Source organism: Flavobacterium alvei (genome assembly GCF_002920895.1).
Taxonomy (GTDB): Bacteria; Bacteroidota; Bacteroidia; order Flavobacteriales; family Flavobacteriaceae; genus Flavobacterium; species Flavobacterium alvei.
The window spans coordinates 183,820-207,834 of the sequence record NZ_PQVG01000007.1 but is presented as its reverse complement, the minus strand read 5'-3'; the positions used below and the strand labels follow the sequence as shown (position 1 = coordinate 207,834).

The window sequence follows — 24,015 nt, the reverse complement described above, 5'->3', positions numbered from 1 at the left end:
AAAGATGAAAAGAATAATTACTATACTATTAATTGTGTTTTTTACCACAATTACAAATGCGCAATGGACATTGTGTAATAATCCAAGTGGTGCGCTACCTTTTTCATTAACAATTCAGAATGATACCCTGTATCTAGGAACTTTAAGCAATGGTATTTATCGTTCAACAAATGGAGGGTTCAGTTGGACACAAATAAACAACGGTATTACAAGTATGCAAATTTGGAATATAGCCTATGTCAATGGCTCCCTTTTTGCCAGTTCTACTAACGGAACGGTTTTCAAGTCAACAAATGGTGGAGATAGTTGGGTTTTGTCTAATACCGGAATTAGCACGACCACAATAATTAGGAATTTTGCCTTTTTCAACAATAAGATATTTGCCACTTCAACCAATAAAGGGGTTTATATCTCTTCTGACAACGGAAGTTCTTGGACACAACACAATACTGGGCTTGTAGGTTTGGTAGCCGAACCATTGCTAGTAGTGGATACGGATTTATTTGTAGGAGTAAATCAAAAGGTGTACAAATACGATAGTGTAAATCAAAATTGGATTAGTAAAAGTGTTGGAATTCCAAACAATACCGTTACCTCCTTGACTTACACAAAAGACAATCTGCAAAACATAAGCCTTTTCGAATCGACCGTCAATACCAATGATGTCACAATATCAACAAATAAAGGCGATAGTTGGAGTGTCGTTAAGAATGGTCTTCCTAGTGTAGGGGTTTATTCGCTTCTTGGCATTGGAACAGAGGTGTATTTAGGAAATGATTATGGGGTTTATAAAACTACTAATCAAGGAACGAATTGGGTTGATATTTCAGGATTTACAAATGCCAGTCCTGCCAAATTTCTTAGCAAAAGTTCAACGGATTTGTATGTCATTCAAGAAGCAAAAATTTGGAAAAAAAGTTTGAATAATTTAGGTGTTTCGGGTCTGGAAAATGGCTTTGAAAGTCAAACCATAAAAATTTATCCCAACCCAACTTCAGGAAATTTCAACATTGAAATTGATGAAAATTTAATAGGTGCTAAAGCGAACATTTACAATCTTTTAGGACAAAAAATAAAAACTTTAGATTTGAAAACCACCACTACAACCGAGGTTTTAAATAAAGGAATTTATCTTTTGGAAATCGAAAAAGACGGAAATAAAACCACCCAAAAACTGATTGTTAATTAAAATTCAGTAAGGCTATGCCAATAGAAATTTCAAATGCAATAATTGTAATTCTGACGACCCTGATTTTGGTACTTATTTTTGTAATCATAAAATTGAACATTCAGTTTTATAGAGAAAAAAAAAGCTTCAAAAAAAAAATGAAAGTTTTGGGGGAGATTATCGTTCAAATTAGTAGAGATAAATCAGGGAAAGGCAATCAAATCAGGCTTTCAGACGAATTGAATAGTAAATTAAAGGCATTCAATAGCGCTTTAGGGTCTGATATTTTCGAACTCAATAAAGAATTATTCGAAATTTTGTCCAAAAACAATTTGGCTTAAAAATGCTGTAATTGATTTATTATTAAGTTGGGTAGTTGTTTTTTTTTGTTGTAGCTAAATTTTTTTTATTACATTTATTTTTCAATCTACTAATACCTTTTCCAATTGAAGATAACCAAGATTAAGATAGTTGAATCGATGCCTTCATAGTAAAAAAGGTAATGTGGCTATTACAATTCTTGGCATCCAAATTGGTATAGAGAATACTGTCTGTTTCTGGCAGCTAATAAAATTAATAGGCCTATGAAAATAGCTAGACTTTTTCTTTTTTTACTACTTTGTTTAGTTCAGTTTTCGTATTCCCAAGAGGCCAAAAAGTTAATTTATAAAGCTTTTGGGTCAAAAGATTCTTCGGATTATTATTTTAAATTGGCTAAAAAAAACATCAAAACTCCCGCAGATGAAGCTGAATACTACTTTGGTAAAAATGGCCGATGCAATGATTATAATCAACCCGATAGCTGTGTTTTTTATGGACTAATTGCGATTCAGAAATTTAAAAAAATTGGAAATAGCAATTCTCTGTATTATGTCTATAATAATATTGCAGCAAGTTATAGGAAACAAGGACAGTACGAAAAAGCCATTAGTTATATTCTGGATGGATTGAAACTTGCCGAAACTGAAAATAAAGAATATTGGCTCGCAAATTACAACTCAAATATTTCCTTAAATTATCACGATTTCGAAAGTTATCAAAAAGGGATTTTGTATGGAAAAAAAGCTTTGAATTATGGTTTAAAAGCCAAAAATAGAGATAAAAAATCAATCACTTTTGCTTTAAATGCTATTGCAATAAATTTTGATGATTGGAATAAGCCTGATAGTGCATTATATTATCACAAAAAAGTTTTTAACTATGTAAAAGGCAAAGACACTCTTGATTACAGTCATACTTACAACAATATTGGCAATACTTATATGAAACAAAAAAAGTATAAAGAAGCCGAAAGTTGGATTAAAAGAGCAATGATTATTGGAGACTTGAATTCAAACGGAATAAAAGACGCTAGATATTATTATGAAAACGCAACTCATTACACCAATTTAGCAACAATAGCATACAATTTAGATGATTTTGCCAAAGCTGAAACTTTGTTTGATAAAGCTTATTTTTTTGTAAAAAACAGCAAATCAGCCGAAAAATTTCGGGATTATTTTCAGCAAAGATATTTGTTCAATAAAAAACGAAAAAACCTCGAAAAAACGGTCGAATTTCAAGAAAATTATATTAAACTCAGAGATTCAGTTTTTGAATTAGAAAGAGCAAAAACCTTTACCGAACTCGAAACGAAATACCAAACCGCCAAAAAAGAAAAACTATTAATAGAAAAAGAAGCCGAAGCCAAACAAAAAAATACAATGCTCATAGGAATTTCGCTTTTAGCTTTTTTTATAGCACTTATAGGTTTTTTAATCTACCGCCAACAAAAACAAAAAAATGTACAACAAAAGCAAGAATACAAACTCAAAAAAGAAATTTCTAAAATAGAAACTCATAACAAATTGCAAGAGCAGCGACTTAGTATTTCAAGAGATTTGCACGATAATATTGGAGCACAATTGACTTTCATAATATCATCGGTCGATAATATCAAGTATGCTTTTGACATTACCAACGAAAAATTAGACCATAAACTTTCTCATATTTCTAATTTTGCCAAAGAAACCATTTTGGAACTTCGGGACACGATTTGGGCAATGAATAGCAACGAAATCACCTTTGAAGATTTAGAAATCAGAATCAATAATTATATTGAAAAGGCCAAAGAAGCCAAAGACCAAATCAGTTTTTCGTTTGCCATTGATCCAGAATTGAAAACCCAAAAATTGACCTCGGTTCAAGGAATGAATATTTACAGGACCATTCAAGAGGCGGTTAATAATTCCATAAAATATGCCAACGCAAGTATTATTTCCATTAATGCAAAAAAAATTGAAAACCGAATAAAAATCAGTATTCAGGACAACGGAATTGGTTTTGATTTGGTTACTGTCGAAAAAGGGAATGGTTTGAAAAACATGCAAAAGCGAATCGAAGAAATTGGAGGAGAGTTTCATCTTTCTTCCTCTAATGAAGGAACACTAATTGAAGTAATATTATAAACAATGAAAAAAAAATTACTGCTACTTCTCTTAATTACTACAACAGCTTTTTCTCAAAATGCTCAAGAAATTATTGATGGACTAAAGAAAGATTTGAAAAACAGCCCTGATGCAAAAAAAACGGCCACAATTTATTCGGATTTGACTTGGTATTACTCAAACGTTTCAATAGATTCGGCATTAAGCTACGGAAATAAAGCCATTCAGGAATCTAAAAAACTAGGAGACTCAACGTTGATTGCACAAGTCTATAGCGATGTAGGTGCAGTATATTTTAGAAAAGAAGATTTTCAAAATTCAAAGGAAAATTATCTCAAAGCATATAAAATTAGAAAAATTAGAAAAGATTATTCAGGACTTGCTAAAATCAACAATAATTTAGCAAGTGTTTATACTCATACACAGCAGTATAAAGCAGCAATGAAAAGCTATTTGGAATCGTTAGAATATTTTGAAAGTCTTAATGATAAGAAAAATATTGCTGTTACAAAAGCCAATATTGGTCAGTTGTTTACCAATTTAAGGGATTATCCAAAAGCAATTAAATATCTTAAAGAATCGACAGAATATGCTGAAAAAGAAAATTTAAAAGAACGTCTTTGTGAAAACTACCTAAATTTAGCCAAAGCATTTGAATTGATTGGAAATTATAAGAGTGCGATTCTCTATAACAATAAAAGTTTAAAGAATTGTATTGAAATAGGTAATAAAATAGCAACAGGTATTGCTTATCAAAGTTTAGGCGTAATCAATGCAAAGATTAGTAAAGATTCGCTTTCTAAAGTTCAATTGCAGAAATCTGAAAAGATAGGCAAAGAGTATAATTCAACTTTAAATTTGGCTAATGTCAAATTAAGTTTGGTTAGAAATTTAATCAAAAAGGGAAAGTTTGTTGAGGCAAATACTATTCTTCTTGAAATCAAAAAAATATTTGAAAAGGCAAATTCAAAAGAAGATTTGTTATATACCTACAAATATATGATTCCTATTTGTGCACAATTAGATAAAAAGGATAGTGTTAGTTATTATACAGACAAATATTCAAATCTTTTTGAAGAACTTTTGCAAAAAGACGCAAAAAATCAAACTATAGAGCTTGAAACCAAATACCAAACCACGAAAAAAGAAAAACTCTTACTCGAAAAAGAAGTCGAAGCCAAACAAAAAAACACACTCATACTTGGGATTTCGGTTTTAGCTTTTTTCATTGCCCTAATTGGTTACTTGATTTACCGCCAACAAAAACAAAAAAATATCCAACAAGCTCAAGAATACAAGCTCAAAAAGGCGATCATTAAAATTGAAAACCAAAACAAATTGCAAGAGCAGCGCTTGAATATATCCAGAGATTTACACGATAATATTGGAGCACAACTGACTTTCATCATTTCGTCAGTTGATAATATAAAATATGCTTTCGACATCACAAACGAAAAATTAGACAGCAAACTCACCAATATTTCCAGTTTTGCCAAAGAAACCATCTTAGAACTTCGCGATACGATTTGGGCAATGAACAGCAACGAAATTACCTTCGAAGATTTAGAAATCAGAATCAATAATTATATCGAAAAGGCCAAAGAAGCCAAAGATCAAATCAGTTTTTCCTTTGCCATTGACCCAGAATTGAAAACCCAAAAATTGACCTCGGTTCAAGGAATGAATATTTATAGAACCATTCAGGAAGCGGTTAATAATTCCATAAAATATGCTAACGCCAGCATTATTGCCATCAACGCAAAAAAAATCGAAAACCGAATAAAAATCAGTGTTCAGGACAACGGAATTGGTTTTGATTTGGCTACTGTCGAAAAAGGGAATGGTTTGCAAAACATGCAAAAGAGAATCGAGGAAATAGGAGGAAAATTTGGTTTAGACTCTTCAAGCGAAGGAACTTCTATTACTGTTTTATTAAAAAAGAACTGATTATGATAAAAATAGCCATTGTTGATGATAATTCGTTTTTGATAAAAACGGTACAAGAAAAATTGTCTTTTTTTGAAGATTTCTCTTTGAAATTTACTGCTGTAAATGGTTTGGATTTAATTGAAAAATTAGAAAAAAACCACAATGTCGATTTGATTTTGATGGATATCGAAATGCCAAAAATGAACGGAATCGAAGCCACTTGTTTGGTCAAACAAAAATATCCGCAAATAAAAATCATTATGCTCACCGTTTTTGACAACGATGAAAATATTTTTAACGCCATCAAAGCTGGTGCCGATGGCTATTTGCTTAAAGAAGTCAACCCCAAAGATTTGAATCAAGGAATTATAGAAACGATGAACGGAGGAGCAACAATGACGCCTTCAATAGCTATGAAAACCCTGAAATTATTCAGAAACCCAATAGCTTTCGAAACCATTTCAGACAAAGAAGAATACAATTTAACTTCCCGAGAGATCGAAGTTTTAGAACAATTGAGCAAAGGATTAAAATACAATGCTATTGCTGAAAACCTGTTTCTCTCGGCTGGAACCATTCGCAAACATGTCGAAAATATTTATGCCAAACTCCAAGTGCATAATAAATTAGAAGCTATTCAAAAAGCTAAGAATAATAAGTTGATTTGAAAAATAAGCCGTTTTACTAATTGTGTCCGGAAATTTTATATTTCACTTTTGTTGAAAAATAAATGAAATGGAAATTTTAGTCTATTTAGGTTTGATTTTAGGTTTGTTATATTTAATTTTTAAATCTAGAAAGATTAGAAAAAAGTATAAAATAAAGTCAAAAAAAATCAAAGCTGAAATCAAAGCGCTAAAATTAAAAAGAGCTTTGATTGAAGAAAGGAGTGATGCAAATCATTTAATAACAATCGATTTTTATAAAATGCTAGAACAAGTTTCGGATTTGCATAAGTTGATTATTACTAAATATCTTAAATAAAATTTATTTATTTTTGATGTTATACGAATTTATCCTGTAAATTTTATGAATAAAAAAATACTTTTAATCTTGTTCGTTTTTTCTGCTTTTTTGAGTGGAGCTCAAAGTAACAAGGAGTTTTTAGAAAAAGCAATAGTTTCAAAAGATTCCTCTGATTTTTATTTTCAAAAAGCTAAAAATCAAATAAAAAGCAAAGACGACGAAGCGGCATTTTTTTATTATAAAAACGCTTTATGTACCGAATTAGAGATTCAAGATAGCGCTATTTATTATGGAAAAATAGCTTTAAAAAAATTTGAAAACTCAAAGAATTATAATTCTATTTTGAATCTTTATTATAGGATTGCCAATGTTTATAATAACAAAGGACAATACGAAAAATCGATAGATTATAATATTTCTGGATTGAAAATAGCCGAAAAAACGGGGCTTAAATATTGGGAAGGAACCTTCTGTGTGAATCTGTCTTATGATTACCACGATTTCGAAAATTATTCTAAAGGAATTGCATTTGGCAAAAGAGCTATACAAATTTTCACAACCTTAAAAAATGCTAAACCTAAAGACATTAGGTCGGCATTTAATGCAACTGCAATCAATTATGATGATTGGAATAAGCCTGAAATGGCTCTTTATTACCACAAGCAAAATCTAATTTATCTGAAAGGAAAAGATACCTTATTATTGAATCATACCTACAATAATATTGGGAATACTTTGTTAAAACAGAAAAAATTTGAAGAGGCCAAAAAGTGGATTTTACGATCGGTTGCGATTCTTGATTACAAAGTAAAACACAATGATTTGGTATATATAGATTATAATTATGCGACCTGTTATACTAATTTAGCAACAATTGCATCCGAATTAAACCAGTATCAAGAGGCACAAAACTATTTTGATTTGGCTTTAAAATATTCCAAAAAATCACAGGTTGCCGAAAAAATTAGAGACTATTTTTATCAAAAGGCATTATTCAATAAAAAGTACAATAACCTTGAGGCTACCATTAAAGAGCAAGAAGATTATATTGCCTTTCGAGATTCGGTTTATACTTCTGAAAGGAATAAAACAGCGGCCGAATTAGAAGCAAAATACCAAACCGAGAAGAAAGAAAATCAGATACTACAACAACAAGCCGAATCCAGGAAAAAAAATATTTGGTTGCTTTTTGCAACAAGCATCTTGCTAATTGTAGGGATCTTGTTTAGAAATTTTAGAATTAAATCCAAATTACAAAAAGAACAATTGGAATTGGAAAACAAATTATTGGAAGAACAATCCAACTATAAAATGCAAGAACAACGCTTGGAAATTTCTAGAGAATTGCACGATAATGTGGGGTCGCAACTTACATTCATCATTTCCATTTTAGATAATTTGAAAAGTTCGCCAGTTCAATTCGAGCAAGCGATTGACAAAAAAATAGACACCTTGTCCAACTTTGCCGGTAAATCCATTGCCGAGTTGCGAGACACAATTTGGGTACTGAATTCCAAAAAATTGAGCTTGGCCGAATTGAAATCCCGAATGTTGAATTTCATCAAAGATGCAGGCGAATCAGTTGATGGTACTCAATTTCATTTTGATTTTGAAGTCAAGAATGATGTTCAATTGTCGTCAAAACAAGCTATTAATACTTACCGAATATTGCAGGAAATCGTCAATAATGCCATCAAACACGCCAATGCAACGGCTGTTTCTGTCGCAATTAACCAAAATCAAAAGCAATTGGAAATTCAAATTTCAGACAATGGAATTGGGTTTGATTACGAAGCAAAAAAGAAAAAATCATTTGGGTTGACCAATATTCAAAATAGAATTCAGGAAATAAAAGGGGATATGAAGGTGCAGTCCAGTAGCAAAAACGGAACCATTTACACCATTAATATACAGTTGTAACGATGATAAAAATTCTAATAGTCGAAGATAATTTCTTTTTGCAAAAAGCATTGGAAGAAAAACTGTCTAATTTTTCAGATATCATCATAAAAGACATAGCCCAAAACGGAGAAGAAGCCTTGGTGATATTAGAAAAAAATCACGTGGTCGATTTGATTCTGATGGATATCGAAATGCCAAAAATGAATGGAATTAAAGCCACGGAAATTATTAAATCGAAATATCCACAAATCAAAATTGTGATCATTACCGTTTTTGATAATGACGAAAATATTTTTAATGCGATAAAAGCCGGTGCTGATGGATATTTACTCAAAGAAACCAAAGCCGAAAAAATATACGAAGCCATTGGCGAAACACTGTCGGGTGGTGCAGCAATGTCGCCATCCATTGCAATGAAAACCTTGAAGTTTTTAAAAAATCCTGTTGTTTTTGAAGACTTGGAAACACCAGAACAAATAGCGCTTTCTGACCGCGAAATAGAAGTTTTGGAACAATTGAGCCAAGGATTGAAAAATCAAGCTATAGCCGATAATTTGTTTATTTCATTTTCGACTGTAAAAAAACATATCGAAAATATTTACAAAAAACTTCAGGCACACAATAGAATTGAATTGATTCAAAAAGCTAAACAAAACAAGTTGTTGTAAATATTAGCCGAACGGCTAATTGATTGCTTTTGTAGGAATCATAATCTTTGTATGGAACCAAAAATCAAAGATTATGAAAAAAATTACCCTATTCATTTTATTGTTTTCAGCGATAGTAAATGCTCAAAATCCGCTTGTAGTCAAAGACGTAACATCATCATTAAAACCCACGGGTAATTCTGACAAAGCAGATTTGAATTATGCCAAATGGAACGGTAAACTATTTTACGCTGGTAGTGGCAGTACTATGCTTTGCGTTACCGATGGAACAACCGCTGGAACAATTGGACTTTCTGCTTTAGGAGGAACTACTAATATTTCAGCAATAATTCCCGCTCAAGATTTTGTGTATGTAATTACCAGCGATATCACTTTTTCGCCCTCAACAGCCTCAACAGACAAAATCTGGAAAACTGATGGAACGGTAGCAGGAACATCTTTGGTTTATGCTTTTGAAACAGCTACAGGATTAACCAATGTGGGAGTTTATTACAGCGTTCCAGCACACAGAAAAAACTATTCTGTCGATGGAAACAAACTTTATTTTTCGGCTTTTGATGCAACCAACGGGAAAGAACTTTGGAAAACCGACGGAACTGCCGCTGGAACCATATTGGTTAAAGATATAAAACCCGGAACAGGAAGTAGCCAATCATCGGGCTTTTGTAAAATTCCAAGTACTACTTTATTTATTGCTCAAAGTGTAGGTCTAGAAAGCAAATTGTGGAAAACCGATGGAACTACTTCGGGTACCGAACAAATTCCTGTGGCAGAACCGTTTTATATCGTCAATCAAGATATGGCAAGATTGGGGAATAAAGTTATTTTCTTTGCCCACAACACGGTCGATGGCTATGAACCTTATGTGAGTGACGGTACGGCAGCAGGAACTTTTATGCTGAAAAATATCAATCCAACGGGTAACTCATTAACAACACAAGCTATGGGTTTACACCTAAAAATGACCGACAGGTATTGCTTTTTTATTGCCAATAATGGAACTACAAACGCTTTGTGGAGAACCGATGGAACAGTGGACGGTACAATCGAAGTGATTCCTAATGTTACCAACGGCATTAGCGATGCGGGCTATTCTACAACTGATGCCGAAAACTTATGGTTTGTAAATTACAATGGCACAAATGCGGTTCAGCAATTGTATAAATCCAATGGAACGGTTGCAGGAAGTTCTCAAGTTTATTCAACATTAAATTTTGCTCAAAACCTGACTACCTATAAAGGCGCTTTGTGGTTTAGAGCCGCCAATAGCGGAACACCAGCTAATGCCGAAGTGTGGAGAAGTGATGGATTATCAGTAAACACTGCATTAGCTTTAGATATAGAACCTACCATTGTTTCTGGCATTCCTATGAGTAGTAATCCCAATGCGTTTTTTGAATTAAATGATAAATTGTACTTTTTTGGAAAAGGCAATAACAACAATTCGCATTATTTGTATCAATACACTGGTGATTTTACTTTTAACGGAAGTATAAGTAACGATTGGAACAATAAGAGCAATTGGAATAGTTTGTTGAAACCTGGTATGACAGATGTGGTAACAATTCCAGCCGGACAAAATATTGAAGTAACCGCAAACGCTTATGCTAAAAATGTGGTCATCAATGGCAATCTAAATTTAGTTTCCGGAAATTTAGACTTCTCTGGGATGATAACATTAGCCAATTCGGCAAAAATTACTTTGAACAACAATATGCTAAACCTAAAAGGGGCAGTATCGTCATTGACAGGAACAAATACCAGTTATGTGATAACCAATGGAACAGGAACCATAAACGTTGAAAATCTGGATGCGACTAGAGGAACGATTTCTTTGCCTATTGGAACCGCTACAAATTACAATCCCGTTTCACTTTCCAATTCAGGAACTAGCGACACATTTTCTGCCCGAGTTTCTGATGGGATTTCAGGTGCAACAAACGGAGCCGTCAATGCTACTTGGGATATAGCTGAAGCGGTTGTTGGCGGAAGCAATGTCAATTTGAGTTTGGGCTGGAATCAAGCTCAAGAAAACGGCACTTTTGACAGAAATGCTGCAAAAATTGGGCATTTTACAGCAGGAAACTGGATGCAGGAAACTTCTGGAACCGTTTTGGGAAGCAATCCTTACACGCTTTCGGGAACAGGAATTAGCAGTTTTTCGCCCTTTTCGGTAATGAATTTCTCGGCTCTTTCCACATCGGAATTTGGTATTGGCAAAGTGGCCGTTTGTCCAAATCCTTCCAATGGCGATTTTAGTATTGAAATCACGAACGAAATGATGGGCTCAAAAGCGAATGTGTATTCTATTCTTGGTCAAAAAATAAAAACCTTTGTTCTGAATTCTAACAAAACAAACAGCAATTTAACCTCGGGAGTTTATATCATCGAAATTGAAAATAACGGTAAAAAAACCATCAAAAAAATAATCGTAAATTAAGAAGATATGAAAAAGAAACTTGTTTTTAGTGCAATCTTATTTTGCGTGATAACCACATCTCAAGGCCAGTTTTTAAAAAAAATCACTGGCAAAAAAGAAACTGACACCACCAAAGTGGAAAAGAAAGTAGGAGGTGGTCTTTTTCAGAATATTGTGGCAAAAGTGGCAAAAGTTGCTGGAAATGCGGCTGGAGGAATGGCCGGAATGGTCAGTACAGTTGATAATTTAGAAAATGTCGATATTTTAGCTTCGATAGGAACCAATATTTATTCTAAAAAATTGGGTTTGGTTGTCAATGATTTTTTAGGAGACGATTGGATTGATAATGGCGATTTTACGATGATAATGTTGTCGTCAAAGAATAGTTTTCAGCTCAATAAATATGCGGGAAGCATAAAAGTCAACAACAAAGAGTTGAAACACTCTTCCTACGGAGTTCATACCGTTTGTGAGAATCCAAATTCAGGAAATAAAAAAATCTCTTTTGAGAAAAATGGTATTGTAGAAGGTTCTTTTGAAGTTCCAGCACCCAAAAACAATATAAAATTATTGACAATAAACGGGCAAAAAGACAATGTAAATATCGATTTGACTAAAGATGTTGTCTTGGAATTTTCAAACTATTCGACTACAAAAGAATCGCTTTTGCGCATAGATATTATTGCTTCGGTCATAGGAATTCGATCCTTGTATTTGGTAACTTATGTCAAACCTGCAGCAAAAGTGGTCATCCCTTTTCAAGCTTTCAGAAATATTGAAACAATGAGCAAAGGACTTGGGTTTTCTAATTGTTACCTTTCGGTAAGCGATCAATTGGCAGTGAAAACCATAAATAATACTGGATTTTTTAAGTCTCCAATCGATGCTCTTACGGGGTCGAATGATGGGATGTGGATCAATGTAACCCAAAAACCAGAGCAGTTTTATGGAATATCCATCGAAAACAAAACCAAAACAACAGAAGTGACGGCCCAAAAGAAAAATGCAGCCTACAGTATGCCTTTGAGCAAAGCCCAAAAAATTACTGTCGCATCGCTTAGTATTGAAGGAACCACCTATTCCGAATCGTCAAAAGTCAATGCTTTCCAGCAAACAGAAACCACAAAAACGATCGAATTTCCCCAAATTCCCGATGCTTGGCAAGAGGCCACATTGGTAGAAATGCACAAAAATATTACTGCAACCACCGGTCAAATCCTCGGAGGAACAATCTTGCCTGTTGAAATTGTTACGCAAGCCCCATCTTATAATGAAGTCCAAAACTTTTTTAGAGAAGAAACGAATACGAGTTCAAATTTCTTGAGAGCATACAAAGGTTTGAATCCTATTAAGCCATTAAGCACATCCAGTTTAAAAATGTATGGCGAAAATGCACTTTTATCAGAAACAAAATCGGATGCTTTGTTGAAAATAAAAATGGTTTTAGAATTGTCTTGGGACAGCAAGCCTTTGATGACACCATTCCTGTATGTTACAATGGATGGCGCTTCAAACGGAGCATTCCGATCGGCATCAGGCAACACAAATTATTTTACAATAAAAATAAAAGGGGAGCCTTATGAAATCAAAAAAGGGAAAGTCATAACTCCAGACGAATACGTAAAAATAACCCAAGTAGCTCTTTTGAATCAAATTTATAAAGAAACTTTAAGCAGTTTGAAACAAAAAGAGTTAGAGAAAGGAGATTATGAAGTAATCTGGAATCTTCAAAAATAATTAGCTAAGCCGTTTTTTATCAAACGGCTTTTTTATTACTTTTATAAAAAAAATATAAATGCAAAGAAGAATCTTAATAGGTGCGGGAATTATTGTGGCAATCATTTTACTTTTCAAATTCTGTGATTTCAAAAAAGAAGATGATTCCACCGTAGATTACAATACCAATCTCATTCAACAGCAAATTGTCAACGTAGGAAAGCTGGTCGTTACCGAAGGGCATTTTGCCGAAGTGATTACGTATAAAGACCAAGATAAATACCTGATGGATATGGTTTCTTTCGAAAAGAAAGCCATAGTCATTGTCAATGCCGATGTGACTGTTGCTTATGATTTGCATCAAATGAAATACGATATCGACGAAAAAAATAAAACCATTACCATCAAAAATATTCCAAAAGAAGAAATCAAAATCAGTCCGGACATTAAATATTATGATGTGCAACAAAGCCAAATGAATCCTTTTACGGGCGATGATTATAACAAAATAAACAAAATAGTTCGAGCCAATTTGGCAAAGAAAATCGAAAAATCATCTTTGAAAACCAACGCCCAAAACCGATTGATTTCGGAACTTTCGAAAATGCTAATTCTGACCAATACAATGGGTTGGAAACTGCAATACGAAGGAAACCTAATCGAAAAAGAAGCTGATTTTAATCAAAAAATTAAGGGATAATAATCTTCTTTTAATACAAAAAGCTACACCTTTTTAGACTGCCCCCAAAAGTTTAGACAAATTTATAATTAATTTTGATAATAATGAGCTCGATATTGTGGGGGAGAAGTCGGAGACATTCACATAGTATCCTAGGATGTGATAATATTCTCGTTTTAGAGCAGACTTCTTGGAATAGAAACACAGCCTAAATAAAAACCTAAAAAATTCCGCAATCAAGCTGTCTTTTTCAGGTCTTTACTATTGTTTTTAAAATTAATACTTACTCAAATAGTCTGAGGTGTAATTAGGATTACTCTTATAACGTTCTGGAATAGGTGTTTTCCAGTAATCCAAGCCTTGCGTTTTTAAATAAGCTACCAGTTTCATTTTTTCTTTGTAATCTTTTGTGTTTAGATCAAATCTTAACTCCCTAAGATCATATAATATTTCATACTCTCCAGGATGAAATTTTGAATCCATAGGATGTTTTAGTGTTCTGAAATCAACCTTTTGATCAAATATTAGATAATTGATAACTTCCATTCGTCTGTTAACCAATGCAGCTCCCAATGGAGATTGAAAAGGTTTAGCGAGTGATTCATCTATAAAATGCGGATTTGCTCCTGCTTCAACCAACACTTTTACATTTTCAAGATTACTATTTGCAGCTTCAATCAAAGGTGTGCTTAATGATGCATTTTTGGAATATAAATTTACATTGGCTCCTTTTTGAATCATATACTTCAATGTTTTTAGACTCTCTGGAGATTTATATGAGTAAGCAGAGCTATTAATGTCAATAATAATGGCATTACCATTTTTATCCATTAAGTTGGGATCTAGTCCTTTGTCTAACAACTTGCGAATGGCAACAAAATTATATGTTATCAAGGCAAAATGACCAATGGTTGTTCCAAATTTACCTTCTTGATAGTTAACATACTCTTTTGGTATTTCGTCAATAAGTTTTGCTATTTTTTTCTCATTTCTAAAATAGGGCAAACCTGACATAGCATCGGCTACTTCATACAAAGGTGTACCGTAAAATAAACCGGCGTTATGGCCTCTTAATATTTTTCCCCAAACCTCGTTTTCTCTTTGTTCGGAGTATTTGGTTTCGGGAGATTCCTTCGCCCATTTCTCTTTTTGCATTTTTGAATAATACAAAAATGCAAAAATGACTAGTCCTATTGCTATAATTAGTGGTATTACTTTTTTCATTTAAAATTTTAAGAATTTCATGTCCTTGTTAAGTGTTGGAAACTACAAAATAAAGGAAACCTAATCGAAAAAGAAGCTGATTTTAATCAAAAAATAAAAGGGTAATAGGATTCCTAACTTTCAAATAAATTATCGTTTACTAGATTAGGTAGCGTAACTTTCAGTAAAGGTTGTGTTTCCATGGCTCTTTTTATGGCGAAAATTGCCCCTTTGTTTCGAGCCCAACTTCTTCTGGAAATTCCGTTGTTGACATCCCAAAAAAGCATAGATTCTATTCGTTTGGAAGCTTCTTTTGAACCATCAAGAACCATCCCGAATCCGCCATTTATGACTTCGCCCCAACCTACACCGCCGCCATTATGGATAGAAACCCAAGTGGCTCCGCGAAAACTGTCGCCAATCACGTTCTGAATCGCCATATCGGCAGTAAAACGAGAACCATCATAAATATTTGAAGTTTCTCTATAAGGAGAATCTGTGCCCGAAACATCGTGATGATCACGTCCTAAAACGACAGTTCCAATTTCGCCTTTGGCAATAGCTTGGTTAAAAGCTTCGGCAATTTTCATTCTACCTTCGGCATCAGCATATAAAATTCGGGCTTGCGAACCTACCACCAATTTATTTTCCTGTGCGCCTTTTATCCAATGGATATTATCTGCCATTTGCTGTTGGATTTCATTTGGCGAATTTTTAATCATTTCTTCCAAAATTTTGCAAGCAATTGCATCTGTTTTTTCTAAATCTTCTGGCTTTCCAGAGGCACAAACCCATCGGAAAGGACCAAAACCGTAATCAAAACACATTGGCCCCATAATGTCTTGAACGTAACTTGGGTATTTGAATTCTCTTCCTAATGTTGGATGTTCGTTCATAACATCGGCTCCAGCTCGGGAAGCTTCCAGCAGAAAAGCATTTCCGTAATCGAAAAAATAAGTTCCTTTTGATGTATGTTTGTTGATGGCTTTAGCATGTCTTCGCAAACTTTCTTGTACTTTTTCTTTGAATAAATCAGGATTATTGGCCATCATTTCATTGGATTCTTCAAATGAAATTCCCACGGGATAATACCCTCCTGCCCAAGGATTGTGCAACGAAGTTTGATCGGAACCCAAATCGATAAAAATATTTTCTTGGTCAAATTTTTCCCAAACTTCGACCACATTTCCTAAATAGGCGATGGAAACAATTTCTTTATTGGCTTTGGCCAAAGTGATTCTTTTTACCAATTCATCAAGATTTTCAATAATTTCGTTAATCCAACCTTGACTGTGTCGAATGTGTGTGATTTTTGGATTGACTTCGGCGCAAACTGTGATGCAACCTGCAATATTTCCTGCTTTGGGTTGTGCTCCACTCATTCCGCCCAATCCTGAAGTAACAAATAATCCTCCTTTTGGAGTTTTTTTTATTTTTCGAAAACCATTCAAAACTGTAATTGTTGTTCCGTGAACAATACCTTGTGGACCAATGTACATATAACTTCCAGCGGTCATTTGCCCGTATTGCGAAACGCCAAGTGCATTCATTCTTTCCCAATCGTCGGGTTTGGAATAATTTGGAATAACCATTCCGTTTGTTACTACAACTCGTGGTGCTTCTTTGTGAGAAGGGAATAATCCCATTGGGTGACCAGAATATATGGCGAGAGTTTGCTCGTTGGTCATTTCAGATAAATACTGCATTGTCAATAAATATTGAGCCCAGTTTTGAAAAACAGCTCCGTTTCCACCATAGGTAATCAATTCGTGAGGATGTTGTGCCACAGCAAAATCCAGATTGTTCTGAATCATCAGCATTATGGCTTTGGCTTGGTCACATTTTCCAGGGTATTCAGTAATGGGACGAGCATACATTTTATAATCGGGACGAAAACGGTACATATAAATTCGACCGTAGGTTTTTAATTCTTCGGTAAATTCCTTGATTAATTCGGCATGATGCTGCGGTTCAAAATAGCGAAGGGCATTGCACAAAGCCAATTTTTTTTCTTCTGTAGAAAGAATTTCTTTTCGTTTTGGGGCGTGATTGATGTTGACTTCAAACGGCTTAGAATGAGGCAATATAGTTGGAATTCCCTGTTGAATTTGTTCTTTGAAAGTCATTTTATAAGGTGTAATTTTTTATCTGCGTGCTGAGTACTGCCTACTTTTTAATAGTTCCCGTTTTTTTATTAAAACCATAAGGACAATGGCGACAGCCGTTTTTGCAGCAATAGCCTTTTTTTAGGTGGTACTTTTCGGTAAAACATTTATAGCCTTCGGGCGTATAATAAAAATCTTCACCTTCTATTAATTTATTTTCATTACTTTGTTCGTTCATACTACAAATTTATACACTTTAAAACGAATGTTTCTAATTGTTACCAAATATTTAATTCCTAGAGGCTACCGTGGATTGGCTTTGTTTCCTTTTGTTTTTGTAAAAGAGCGAAAAGATAAAAGGAATTCTGTTTTTGTGAATCACGAGCGAATTCATTTGCGTCAGCAATTAGAGCTATTAGTATTCCCTTTCTTGGTTTGGTATTTTGTTGAGTTTCTTTTGCGCTTAATTCAATTCAAGAATAGAGATTTAGCTTACAAAAATATCAGTTTTGAACGTGAGGCTTACGCGAATGAAAAAGACCTCGATTATTTAAAAAAAAGAAAATTTTGGGCTTTTTTGAAGTATATTTAAACATGTAAAATTCTTATAATTTTTAATTTATGGATGTTTTATTGATTAATATTCATATTTTAAACTCTTCTTTTCTTAAATAAATATTTTTTTAAGAAAATTCAACTTATTGCTATTTTTTTCTTTTTCCTTTTCCTATTTTCTATTAGAAAAAATCATAAAATCATTAATTTATTGGTATTTTTTTTCAAATTATGATTTAAATCATACTTTGAATCAAAGATAATAGGTAAATTTATTCGATGAAATACAGTATTTTATTTATTTAATAAGAATAAACCTTTTTTTTAAATAAATCAAATCTCAATATTAACTTACTAATATTTATTGTTATGAAAAAAATTATTACAAAAAGCAAAAACATAATTTTATGTGTTTTTGTAGTTTCATTTTTACTTCTCAATAATTACAATATTTGTGCACAAGTAGGAATTGGTACAACAACTCCAAATTCAACTTTTGAAGTAAATGGTTCAATGAGTCAATCAGTAACCACTGTGACGTCGAATGCAACATTAGATGAAACCGAAAGCGTCATTATTTGTAATAATGGCTCAACTCCAATTACTATTACATTACCAACAGCAGTTGGGATTGATGGTCGTATTTATACCATTAAAAGAGATGATTCAAGCACAAAAAATGTTACAATAGCTACGACGTCATCACAAATGATTGATGGGATGGCTACATTGTTATTGACCAATTCTAAAGAAGCCGTAACCCTAATTAGTAATGGTGCAGATTGGAAAAAATTGAGTAGTAATGATAGTAATAATGTTCAATATCCAATGGGAGAGATAAATTATTTTGACCCAGGAACTGGAACTACCGTAACCATATCTTCTGTTTCTGATGGATCTACTAATTTGGTTAAATGTGAACCTGCAACAACTCTTTCTGCTGGTGCAATGGAATTTGACAATGGAGGTAGTAACAATGGAAGATTGAGATATACAGGATCGATTACTAAATCCTTCCACGTTACTTGTACGATTTCTGTTGTAGCAGCAAGCAGTAGCACAGATCAATTTATTTTTGGAATAGCCAAAAATGGGGTGGTAATTCCTTCCTCTAAAGTAATTCAAAAACTTGGAAATGGAAATGACACGCAAAGTACAACCTTACACGTATTGGCTACTCTTGCTACAAATGATTATTTAGAACTTTATATGGGAGATTACACCTCAGCGGATAATGCCAAAGTAAAATCTTTAACCCTTTCTGCATTATGAATGTATATGAATGGAATGTAATTAGTTAGCTTAAGAAATACAATGTATTTAGCAACACTATATCAAGCATTATAAAACAATTTAATCCTTACGATTATGAAAAATATACTTAAAAATCAATTGTTATTAGTTGCATATATTTTAATGCAACCTCAAATAAATGCTCAAGATATGTTTGTTAAAGACAATGCAAGTGTTTATGTATATGTTAGCAATCAATATGTTTTCATAAAAAATGATTTAGAGTTAAACGGTTCAAATAGCAACTTTTTTTTAAGAAAAGAAGGGCAGTTGCTACAAGGAACTACAGGCTCAGGGGCAAATAAAGGAACTGGAAAATTATCTGTTTTTCAAGAAGGAACCGTGAATAATTTTCAATACAATTATTGGTGTTCTCCAGTAGGAAATACTGCGACATCAAATGCAATAAATACTGCTTTCGGAATTTCCCAACTAGGAAGACCTATAACAACAACAGTAACGACACCTGCATCTATTTTGGCAACAAATAAATATGATGGAATTGCAAATCCATTGGCAATTTCGTCCTACTGGATATATAAATTTATAATCAAAAGTTCTTATTCTGATTGGGTTTATGTGGGGTCAAATGCTACAATAAATCCTGGCGAAGGGTTTACAATGAAAGGAACTTCTGGAACAGATAATATTGATATTCATGGAGATGAAGTTCAAAATAACCCTGACGGAAAACATCAACGTTATGATTTTAGAGGAAAACCAAATGATGGAACCATCGACATCCCTGTTTTAGAAGGTGAATTAACATTTACAGGAAATCCTTATCCATCGGCAATAGATTTACAAGCATTTTTACTCAACGAATCAAACTGCACAGGAGTAGCGTATTTTTGGGAACAAGACAAAACTGTAAATTCACATTATATAGCAGATTATAAAGGAGGATATGGTAGTTACTCAGGGGATACCGATATTTATATCCCTGCAGTTTTTTATTCCTATAATGGATCTGGAGGAGAAGTAATTCCAGGAACTAGTTCGTCAAACAATTACAAAAGAAGATATTCTCCAATTGGTCAGGGTTTTATGATTGAAGGGGAAAATAATGGTAATGTTCAAATGAAAAATAGTTATAGAGTTTTTGTGAAAGAAGGGGTTGCCAATAATTCTCAGTTTGAGAAAAGGACTAATACCAAAACAGTTGCACCAACGGCTATAATTCCGCAAATCAGGTTTAATACAACGTTGGATAACGGGCCGATTAGTCAAATGGTTTTGGCGTTTAGTCCATTGTCAACAGAAGGTGTAGATCGTGCAATGGATGCATTATCACCAAATGATGGACCCGCAAACAGCTACTTTGTAATTAACAATAATGAATATGTTATTGAAGTTGTACCTTTTGACATCGATAAAAAAATTGCCGTTGGATTTAGAAATTGCGCTCAAGCCAATTATAAAATTATGGTAAACGAAATGTTGAACATTCCCGAAGTTACAAATGTTTATTTACACGATAAAATCACTAATCAATATTATGATATTAAAAATTGTTTCTATGATTTAACTTTGCCAGCAGGAACAAACAATACGCAATATGAAATTACTTTTAAAAACGGAACTACTTTAGGAACCGATAAATTTGTAGAAAATAACTTCGAAGTGTATCAAAACAATACCAGTAAAAATGTAACTGTTGAAAATCCAATGCAAAAAGAAATTGCTACTTACAATTTGTATGATGTAGTGGGAAGATTAATATCAAGTAAAACACAGTTAGGAACCGATTTGTCATACGAATTTTCAACAGCCAATCTACGAGATGGTATTTACATCGTTAAGTTGACTTCTAGTGACAAAATAGAAATGGGAACCAAAATTATCGTTAAAAATTAAATTTCAAAAAACAGATAATACTACAAAAGCAATCTCTAAAAAGGTTGCTTTTTTGTTGTTTATATATTTTACCTTTGTGAAAATTATTAGGTTTGAATCAAAAAATAGACATAGAATTTCCCCACTTCATTTCAGTCGATATTAAGCGCGAAGACTTGATTCATCCTTTTATTTCGGGAAATAAATTCCGCAAACTCAAATACAATTTGGTTCAGGCAAAAAAAGAAAATCAAGACACACTTATTACTTTTGGGGGCGCTTATTCAAATCATATTGCCGCCGCCGCTTATGCTGGAAAAGAATACGGTTTCAAAACTATAGGAGTCATTCGAGGTGATGAATTAGAAAGTAAAGTGTTAGAAAATCCAACCCTAAAGTTTGCTAAGGAATGCGGAATGCAATTTGAGTTTGTCACCCGAGAAGAATATCGTCATAAAACCGAAGTCTTTTTTTTAGAAAATTTAAAGCAAAAATATGGTGACTTTTATCTAGTTCCAGAAGGTGGAACCAATGAATTTGCAGTCAAAGGATGCGAAGAAATTCTAACTAAAGAAGATTCGAAATATGATTTTGTGTGTACAGCCGTTGGAACAGGCGGAACTATTTCAGGGATAATAAACAGCAGTTTGCCACATCAAAAAGTTTTGGGCTTTCCTGCCCTGAAAGGTGATTTTTTAAACGATGAAATTCGTAAATTTGCCCACAAGGACAATTGGGAATTAATTACAGACTATCATTTTGGTGGCTACGGAAAAGTCAGTTCCGAATTAATCGAATTCATCAATCAGTTTTATGTTGTAAATCAAGTTCCTTTGGATCCCATTTATACAGGAAAGATGGTTTTTGGCGTTATGGATCTAATCAATAAAAATTATTTCCCAGAATATTCCAAAATTTTACTCATTCACACTGGAGGACTACAGGGAATAAAAGGGATGAACATTAATTTAAAAAACAAGCATTTACCAATAATAAACATAGATGTGTAAAAAGATAGTACTTATCGCCTTTATTCTAATTTTAGTGGGTTGTTCCTCTTCTAAATCTGTGAGCGGAACTACAAAATCAGGAAATTCGAAGTATAATAAAACAAATTCCACCCCAAATAAAAACTCACAATCCAATTCAAGAGCACTTGTAACTTCTGATTTGGTAAACGGATATGTGTTTCATTACAAAGACATTGCAATGAGCAATATGAAAAAATATGGCATTCCTGCCAGTATCATTTTAGCTCAAGGAATTCTTGAATCGGGTTCAGGTCAAAGCAATTTAGCGGTGACAGCAAACAATCATTTTGGAATAAAATGCTACACCGATTGGAAAGGCGAAACAATCCATCAAGATGACGATTCTGCCCAAGAATGTTTCAGGAAATATAAAAATCCAGAAGAATCATTTCAGGATCACGCCGATATTCTTTCTAAAAGAAACCGTTATGCTTCCTTATTTAACTTGAAAAAAGGAGATTATAAGGCTTGGGCGAGAGGTTTAAAAGCAGCAGGTTATGCAACAGATCCTAATTATCCAGAGAAATTAATTGGTTACATTGAACGCTTTCATTTGGATCAATATGATAATATGGTTTTGGGCAAAGACTATGTTTTGGATGAAAATCAATATGTAAAGCCAAAACCGAAAGTTGTATCAAATACAAATTCAAATCAATATATAGTTGCCAAAGGCGATACCTTATATTCGATTTCTAAAAAATTTAATATCGCAATTGAAGATTTAAAAAGGCAGAATAATTTGAATGACAATGCCATTTCAATTGGACAATCCATACTAATTCAAAAATAAAACAAATGTTATATCAAAGAAGCAGTCAGCTTTTTGCTGAAGCAGAAAAAGTAATTCCGGGTGGTGTAAATTCGCCTGTTCGTGCGTTCAAAGCAGTTGGAGGAACTCCAATATTTGTAAAAAGTGCCAAAGGAGCCTATTTGTTAGACGAAGACGGAAACCAATTAATAGATTATATCAATTCTTGGGGACCCATGATTTTGGGTCACGCTTTTCAACCCGTAGTAGATGCTGTAATCGAAAAAGCAAAATCGGGAACTTCCTTCGGAATGCCAACCGAATTAGAAACTCAAATCGCAGCTTTGGCTGTGAAAATGGTTCCAAATATTGACAAAATAAGATTTGTAAATTCAGGAACAGAAGCTTGTATGAGTGCCATCAGACTGGCTCGTGGATATACTAAAAGAGATAAAATTATCAAATTTGCTGGTTGTTATCACGGTCATTCCGATTCGTTTTTGATACAAGCTGGAAGTGGGGCCATTACTTTTGGTTCGCCAAATAGTCCTGGCGTAACAACAGGAACAGCCAAAGATACATTGCTTGCCAATTACAATGATTTAGAAAATGTTTCGGCTTTAATCGAAGCTAATAAAGATGAAATTGCTGCCATAATTGTAGAGCCAGTTGCAGGAAATATGGGTTGTATTCCTCCAAACAAAGGCTTTCTGGAAGGTTTACGCCGATTGTGTACAGACAATGGAATTCTATTGATTTTTGATGAGGTGATGACTGGCTTTCGATTGGCGGCAGGTGGAGTTCAAGAATTATTCAACATCAAAGCCGATATTGTTTGCTTCGGCAAAGTGATTGGTGGCGGTTTGCCAGTAGGTGCATTTGCTGCCAGAAACGAGATTATGAATTATTTGGCTCCACTTGGTCCAGTGTATCAAGCGGGAACATTATCTGGAAATCCGTTGGCAATGGCAGCAGGATTAGCGATGTTGCAAGCTTTGGATTCGGATAGAGAAATTTACAAAAGATTAGAGGAAAAAACAGCTTATTTGGCCGCAGGCATTGATAAAGTTCTAAAAGCAAATAAAGTAGATTTTACCATAAATAGAGCAGGCTCGATGATTTCAGTACATTTTGCCGAAACGCCAGTATTCGATTTTCAAACTGCAGCAAAAGGAGATAACGAAACCTTCAAAAAATTCTTCCACGGCTTGTTGAAAGAAGGAATTTATATTGCACCATCGGCCTATGAAACTTGGTTTATCACCGATGCGCTTACCTATGAAGATTTAGATTTTACCATTCAAGCTATCGATAAAGTTTCAAGAACGTTTTAGTTTATATAAAAAAGCTTCGGGTTTTGTCCGAAGC

Annotated in this window: 20 protein-coding genes; 17 read left to right on the top strand and 3 right to left on the bottom strand. The window is 33.6% G+C overall.

The annotated features are described in order from the left end of the window. Positions 1 to 4 precede the first annotated feature (4 nt). The 11 genes from C3L50_RS13280 (at position 5) to C3L50_RS13230 (ending at position 13,894) form a co-directional block, all read left to right on the top strand. Positions 5 to 1,189 (top strand): T9SS type A sorting domain-containing protein, encoded by a 1,185-nt coding sequence (locus tag C3L50_RS13280; protein WP_103806662.1) that lies wholly within the window; start codon positions 5 to 7, stop codon positions 1,187 to 1,189. Positions 1,190 to 1,203: 14 nt separating this feature from the next. Next, complete coding sequence (locus C3L50_RS13275) at positions 1,204 to 1,509, top strand: hypothetical protein (RefSeq protein WP_103806661.1); 306 nt, start codon at positions 1,204 to 1,206, stop codon at positions 1,507 to 1,509. 243 nt (positions 1,510 to 1,752) lie between these two features. Further along, positions 1,753 to 3,615: a tetratricopeptide repeat-containing sensor histidine kinase gene (locus C3L50_RS13270; RefSeq protein WP_103806660.1), complete on the top strand. Its 1,863-nt coding sequence runs from the start codon at positions 1,753 to 1,755 to the stop codon at positions 3,613 to 3,615. Positions 3,616 to 3,618: 3 nt separating this feature from the next. Then, positions 3,619 to 5,541: a tetratricopeptide repeat-containing sensor histidine kinase gene (locus C3L50_RS13265; RefSeq protein ID WP_103806659.1), complete on the top strand. Its 1,923-nt coding sequence runs from the start codon at positions 3,619 to 3,621 to the stop codon at positions 5,539 to 5,541. Then, positions 5,541 to 6,191, top strand: coding sequence for a response regulator (locus C3L50_RS13260; RefSeq protein WP_103806658.1), 651 nt, complete (start codon positions 5,541 to 5,543; stop codon positions 6,189 to 6,191). The genes C3L50_RS13265 and C3L50_RS13260 overlap by 1 nt, the downstream gene beginning before the upstream one ends. Before the next feature lie 67 nt (positions 6,192 to 6,258). Continuing rightward, positions 6,259 to 6,507: a hypothetical protein gene (locus C3L50_RS13255; protein WP_103806657.1), complete on the top strand. Its 249-nt coding sequence runs from the start codon at positions 6,259 to 6,261 to the stop codon at positions 6,505 to 6,507. A gap of 45 nt (positions 6,508 to 6,552) precedes the next feature. Then, positions 6,553 to 8,409: a tetratricopeptide repeat-containing sensor histidine kinase gene (locus C3L50_RS13250; RefSeq protein ID WP_103806656.1), complete on the top strand. Its 1,857-nt coding sequence runs from the start codon at positions 6,553 to 6,555 to the stop codon at positions 8,407 to 8,409. Between the two features lie 2 nt (positions 8,410 to 8,411). Further along, positions 8,412 to 9,059, top strand: coding sequence for a response regulator (locus C3L50_RS13245; RefSeq protein ID WP_103806655.1), 648 nt, complete (start codon positions 8,412 to 8,414; stop codon positions 9,057 to 9,059). A 73-nt stretch (positions 9,060 to 9,132) separates the two neighbouring features. Then, positions 9,133 to 11,499 (top strand): ELWxxDGT repeat protein, encoded by a 2,367-nt coding sequence (locus C3L50_RS13240; protein ID WP_103806654.1) that lies wholly within the window; start codon positions 9,133 to 9,135, stop codon positions 11,497 to 11,499. A 6-nt stretch (positions 11,500 to 11,505) separates the two neighbouring features. Next, positions 11,506 to 13,215 carry a hypothetical protein gene (locus tag C3L50_RS13235; RefSeq protein ID WP_133158888.1) on the top strand — a complete coding sequence of 570 codons (1,710 nt, stop codon included), beginning with the start codon at positions 11,506 to 11,508 and terminating at the stop codon, positions 13,213 to 13,215. Between the two features lie 58 nt (positions 13,216 to 13,273). Continuing rightward, the gene (locus C3L50_RS13230) at positions 13,274 to 13,894 is read left to right on the top strand and encodes a DUF4230 domain-containing protein (protein WP_103806652.1); all 621 of its coding nucleotides are present in this window, start codon (positions 13,274 to 13,276) and stop codon (positions 13,892 to 13,894) included. Between the two features lie 255 nt (positions 13,895 to 14,149). Here the strand turns inward: C3L50_RS13230 and C3L50_RS13225 are convergent, their stop codons facing one another. From C3L50_RS13225 to C3L50_RS16360, 3 genes are all read right to left on the bottom strand, one after another. Beyond that, positions 14,150 to 15,097, bottom strand: a complete 948-nt coding sequence (locus C3L50_RS13225; protein ID WP_133158887.1) for an ankyrin repeat domain-containing protein — start codon at positions 15,095 to 15,097, stop codon at positions 14,150 to 14,152. A 113-nt stretch (positions 15,098 to 15,210) separates the two neighbouring features. After that, positions 15,211 to 17,202, bottom strand: a complete 1,992-nt coding sequence (locus C3L50_RS13220) for a urocanate hydratase (RefSeq protein ID WP_103806650.1) — start codon at positions 17,200 to 17,202, stop codon at positions 15,211 to 15,213. A 40-nt stretch (positions 17,203 to 17,242) separates the two neighbouring features. Further along, positions 17,243 to 17,419 carry a DUF5522 domain-containing protein gene (locus tag C3L50_RS16360; protein ID WP_165784014.1) on the bottom strand — a complete coding sequence of 59 codons (177 nt, stop codon included), beginning with the start codon at positions 17,417 to 17,419 and terminating at the stop codon, positions 17,243 to 17,245. A 27-nt stretch (positions 17,420 to 17,446) separates the two neighbouring features. Between C3L50_RS16360 and C3L50_RS13215 the strand changes: the two genes are divergently transcribed. From C3L50_RS13215 to hemL, 6 genes are all read left to right on the top strand, one after another. Then, positions 17,447 to 17,773 carry a hypothetical protein gene (locus C3L50_RS13215; protein WP_103806649.1) on the top strand — a complete coding sequence of 109 codons (327 nt, stop codon included), beginning with the start codon at positions 17,447 to 17,449 and terminating at the stop codon, positions 17,771 to 17,773. A 332-nt stretch (positions 17,774 to 18,105) separates the two neighbouring features. Beyond that, a complete protein-coding gene (locus tag C3L50_RS13210) occupies positions 18,106 to 19,008 on the top strand; it encodes a hypothetical protein (RefSeq protein ID WP_103806648.1) in 903 nt (300 codons plus the stop codon). A 96-nt stretch (positions 19,009 to 19,104) separates the two neighbouring features. Continuing rightward, positions 19,105 to 20,886, top strand: a complete 1,782-nt coding sequence (locus tag C3L50_RS13205; RefSeq protein ID WP_103806647.1) for a T9SS type A sorting domain-containing protein — start codon at positions 19,105 to 19,107, stop codon at positions 20,884 to 20,886. Between the two features lie 92 nt (positions 20,887 to 20,978). Then, positions 20,979 to 21,875 (top strand): 1-aminocyclopropane-1-carboxylate deaminase/D-cysteine desulfhydrase, encoded by an 897-nt coding sequence (locus C3L50_RS13200; protein WP_103806646.1) that lies wholly within the window; start codon positions 20,979 to 20,981, stop codon positions 21,873 to 21,875. Beyond that, positions 21,868 to 22,689, top strand: coding sequence for a glucosaminidase domain-containing protein (locus tag C3L50_RS13195; RefSeq protein WP_103806645.1), 822 nt, complete (start codon positions 21,868 to 21,870; stop codon positions 22,687 to 22,689). Before C3L50_RS13200 ends, C3L50_RS13195 begins: the two co-directional genes overlap by 8 nt. 5 nt (positions 22,690 to 22,694) lie before the next feature. Then, a complete protein-coding gene (gene hemL, locus C3L50_RS13190) occupies positions 22,695 to 23,981 on the top strand; it encodes a glutamate-1-semialdehyde 2,1-aminomutase (protein ID WP_103806644.1) in 1,287 nt (428 codons plus the stop codon). Positions 23,982 to 24,015 lie beyond the last annotated feature (34 nt).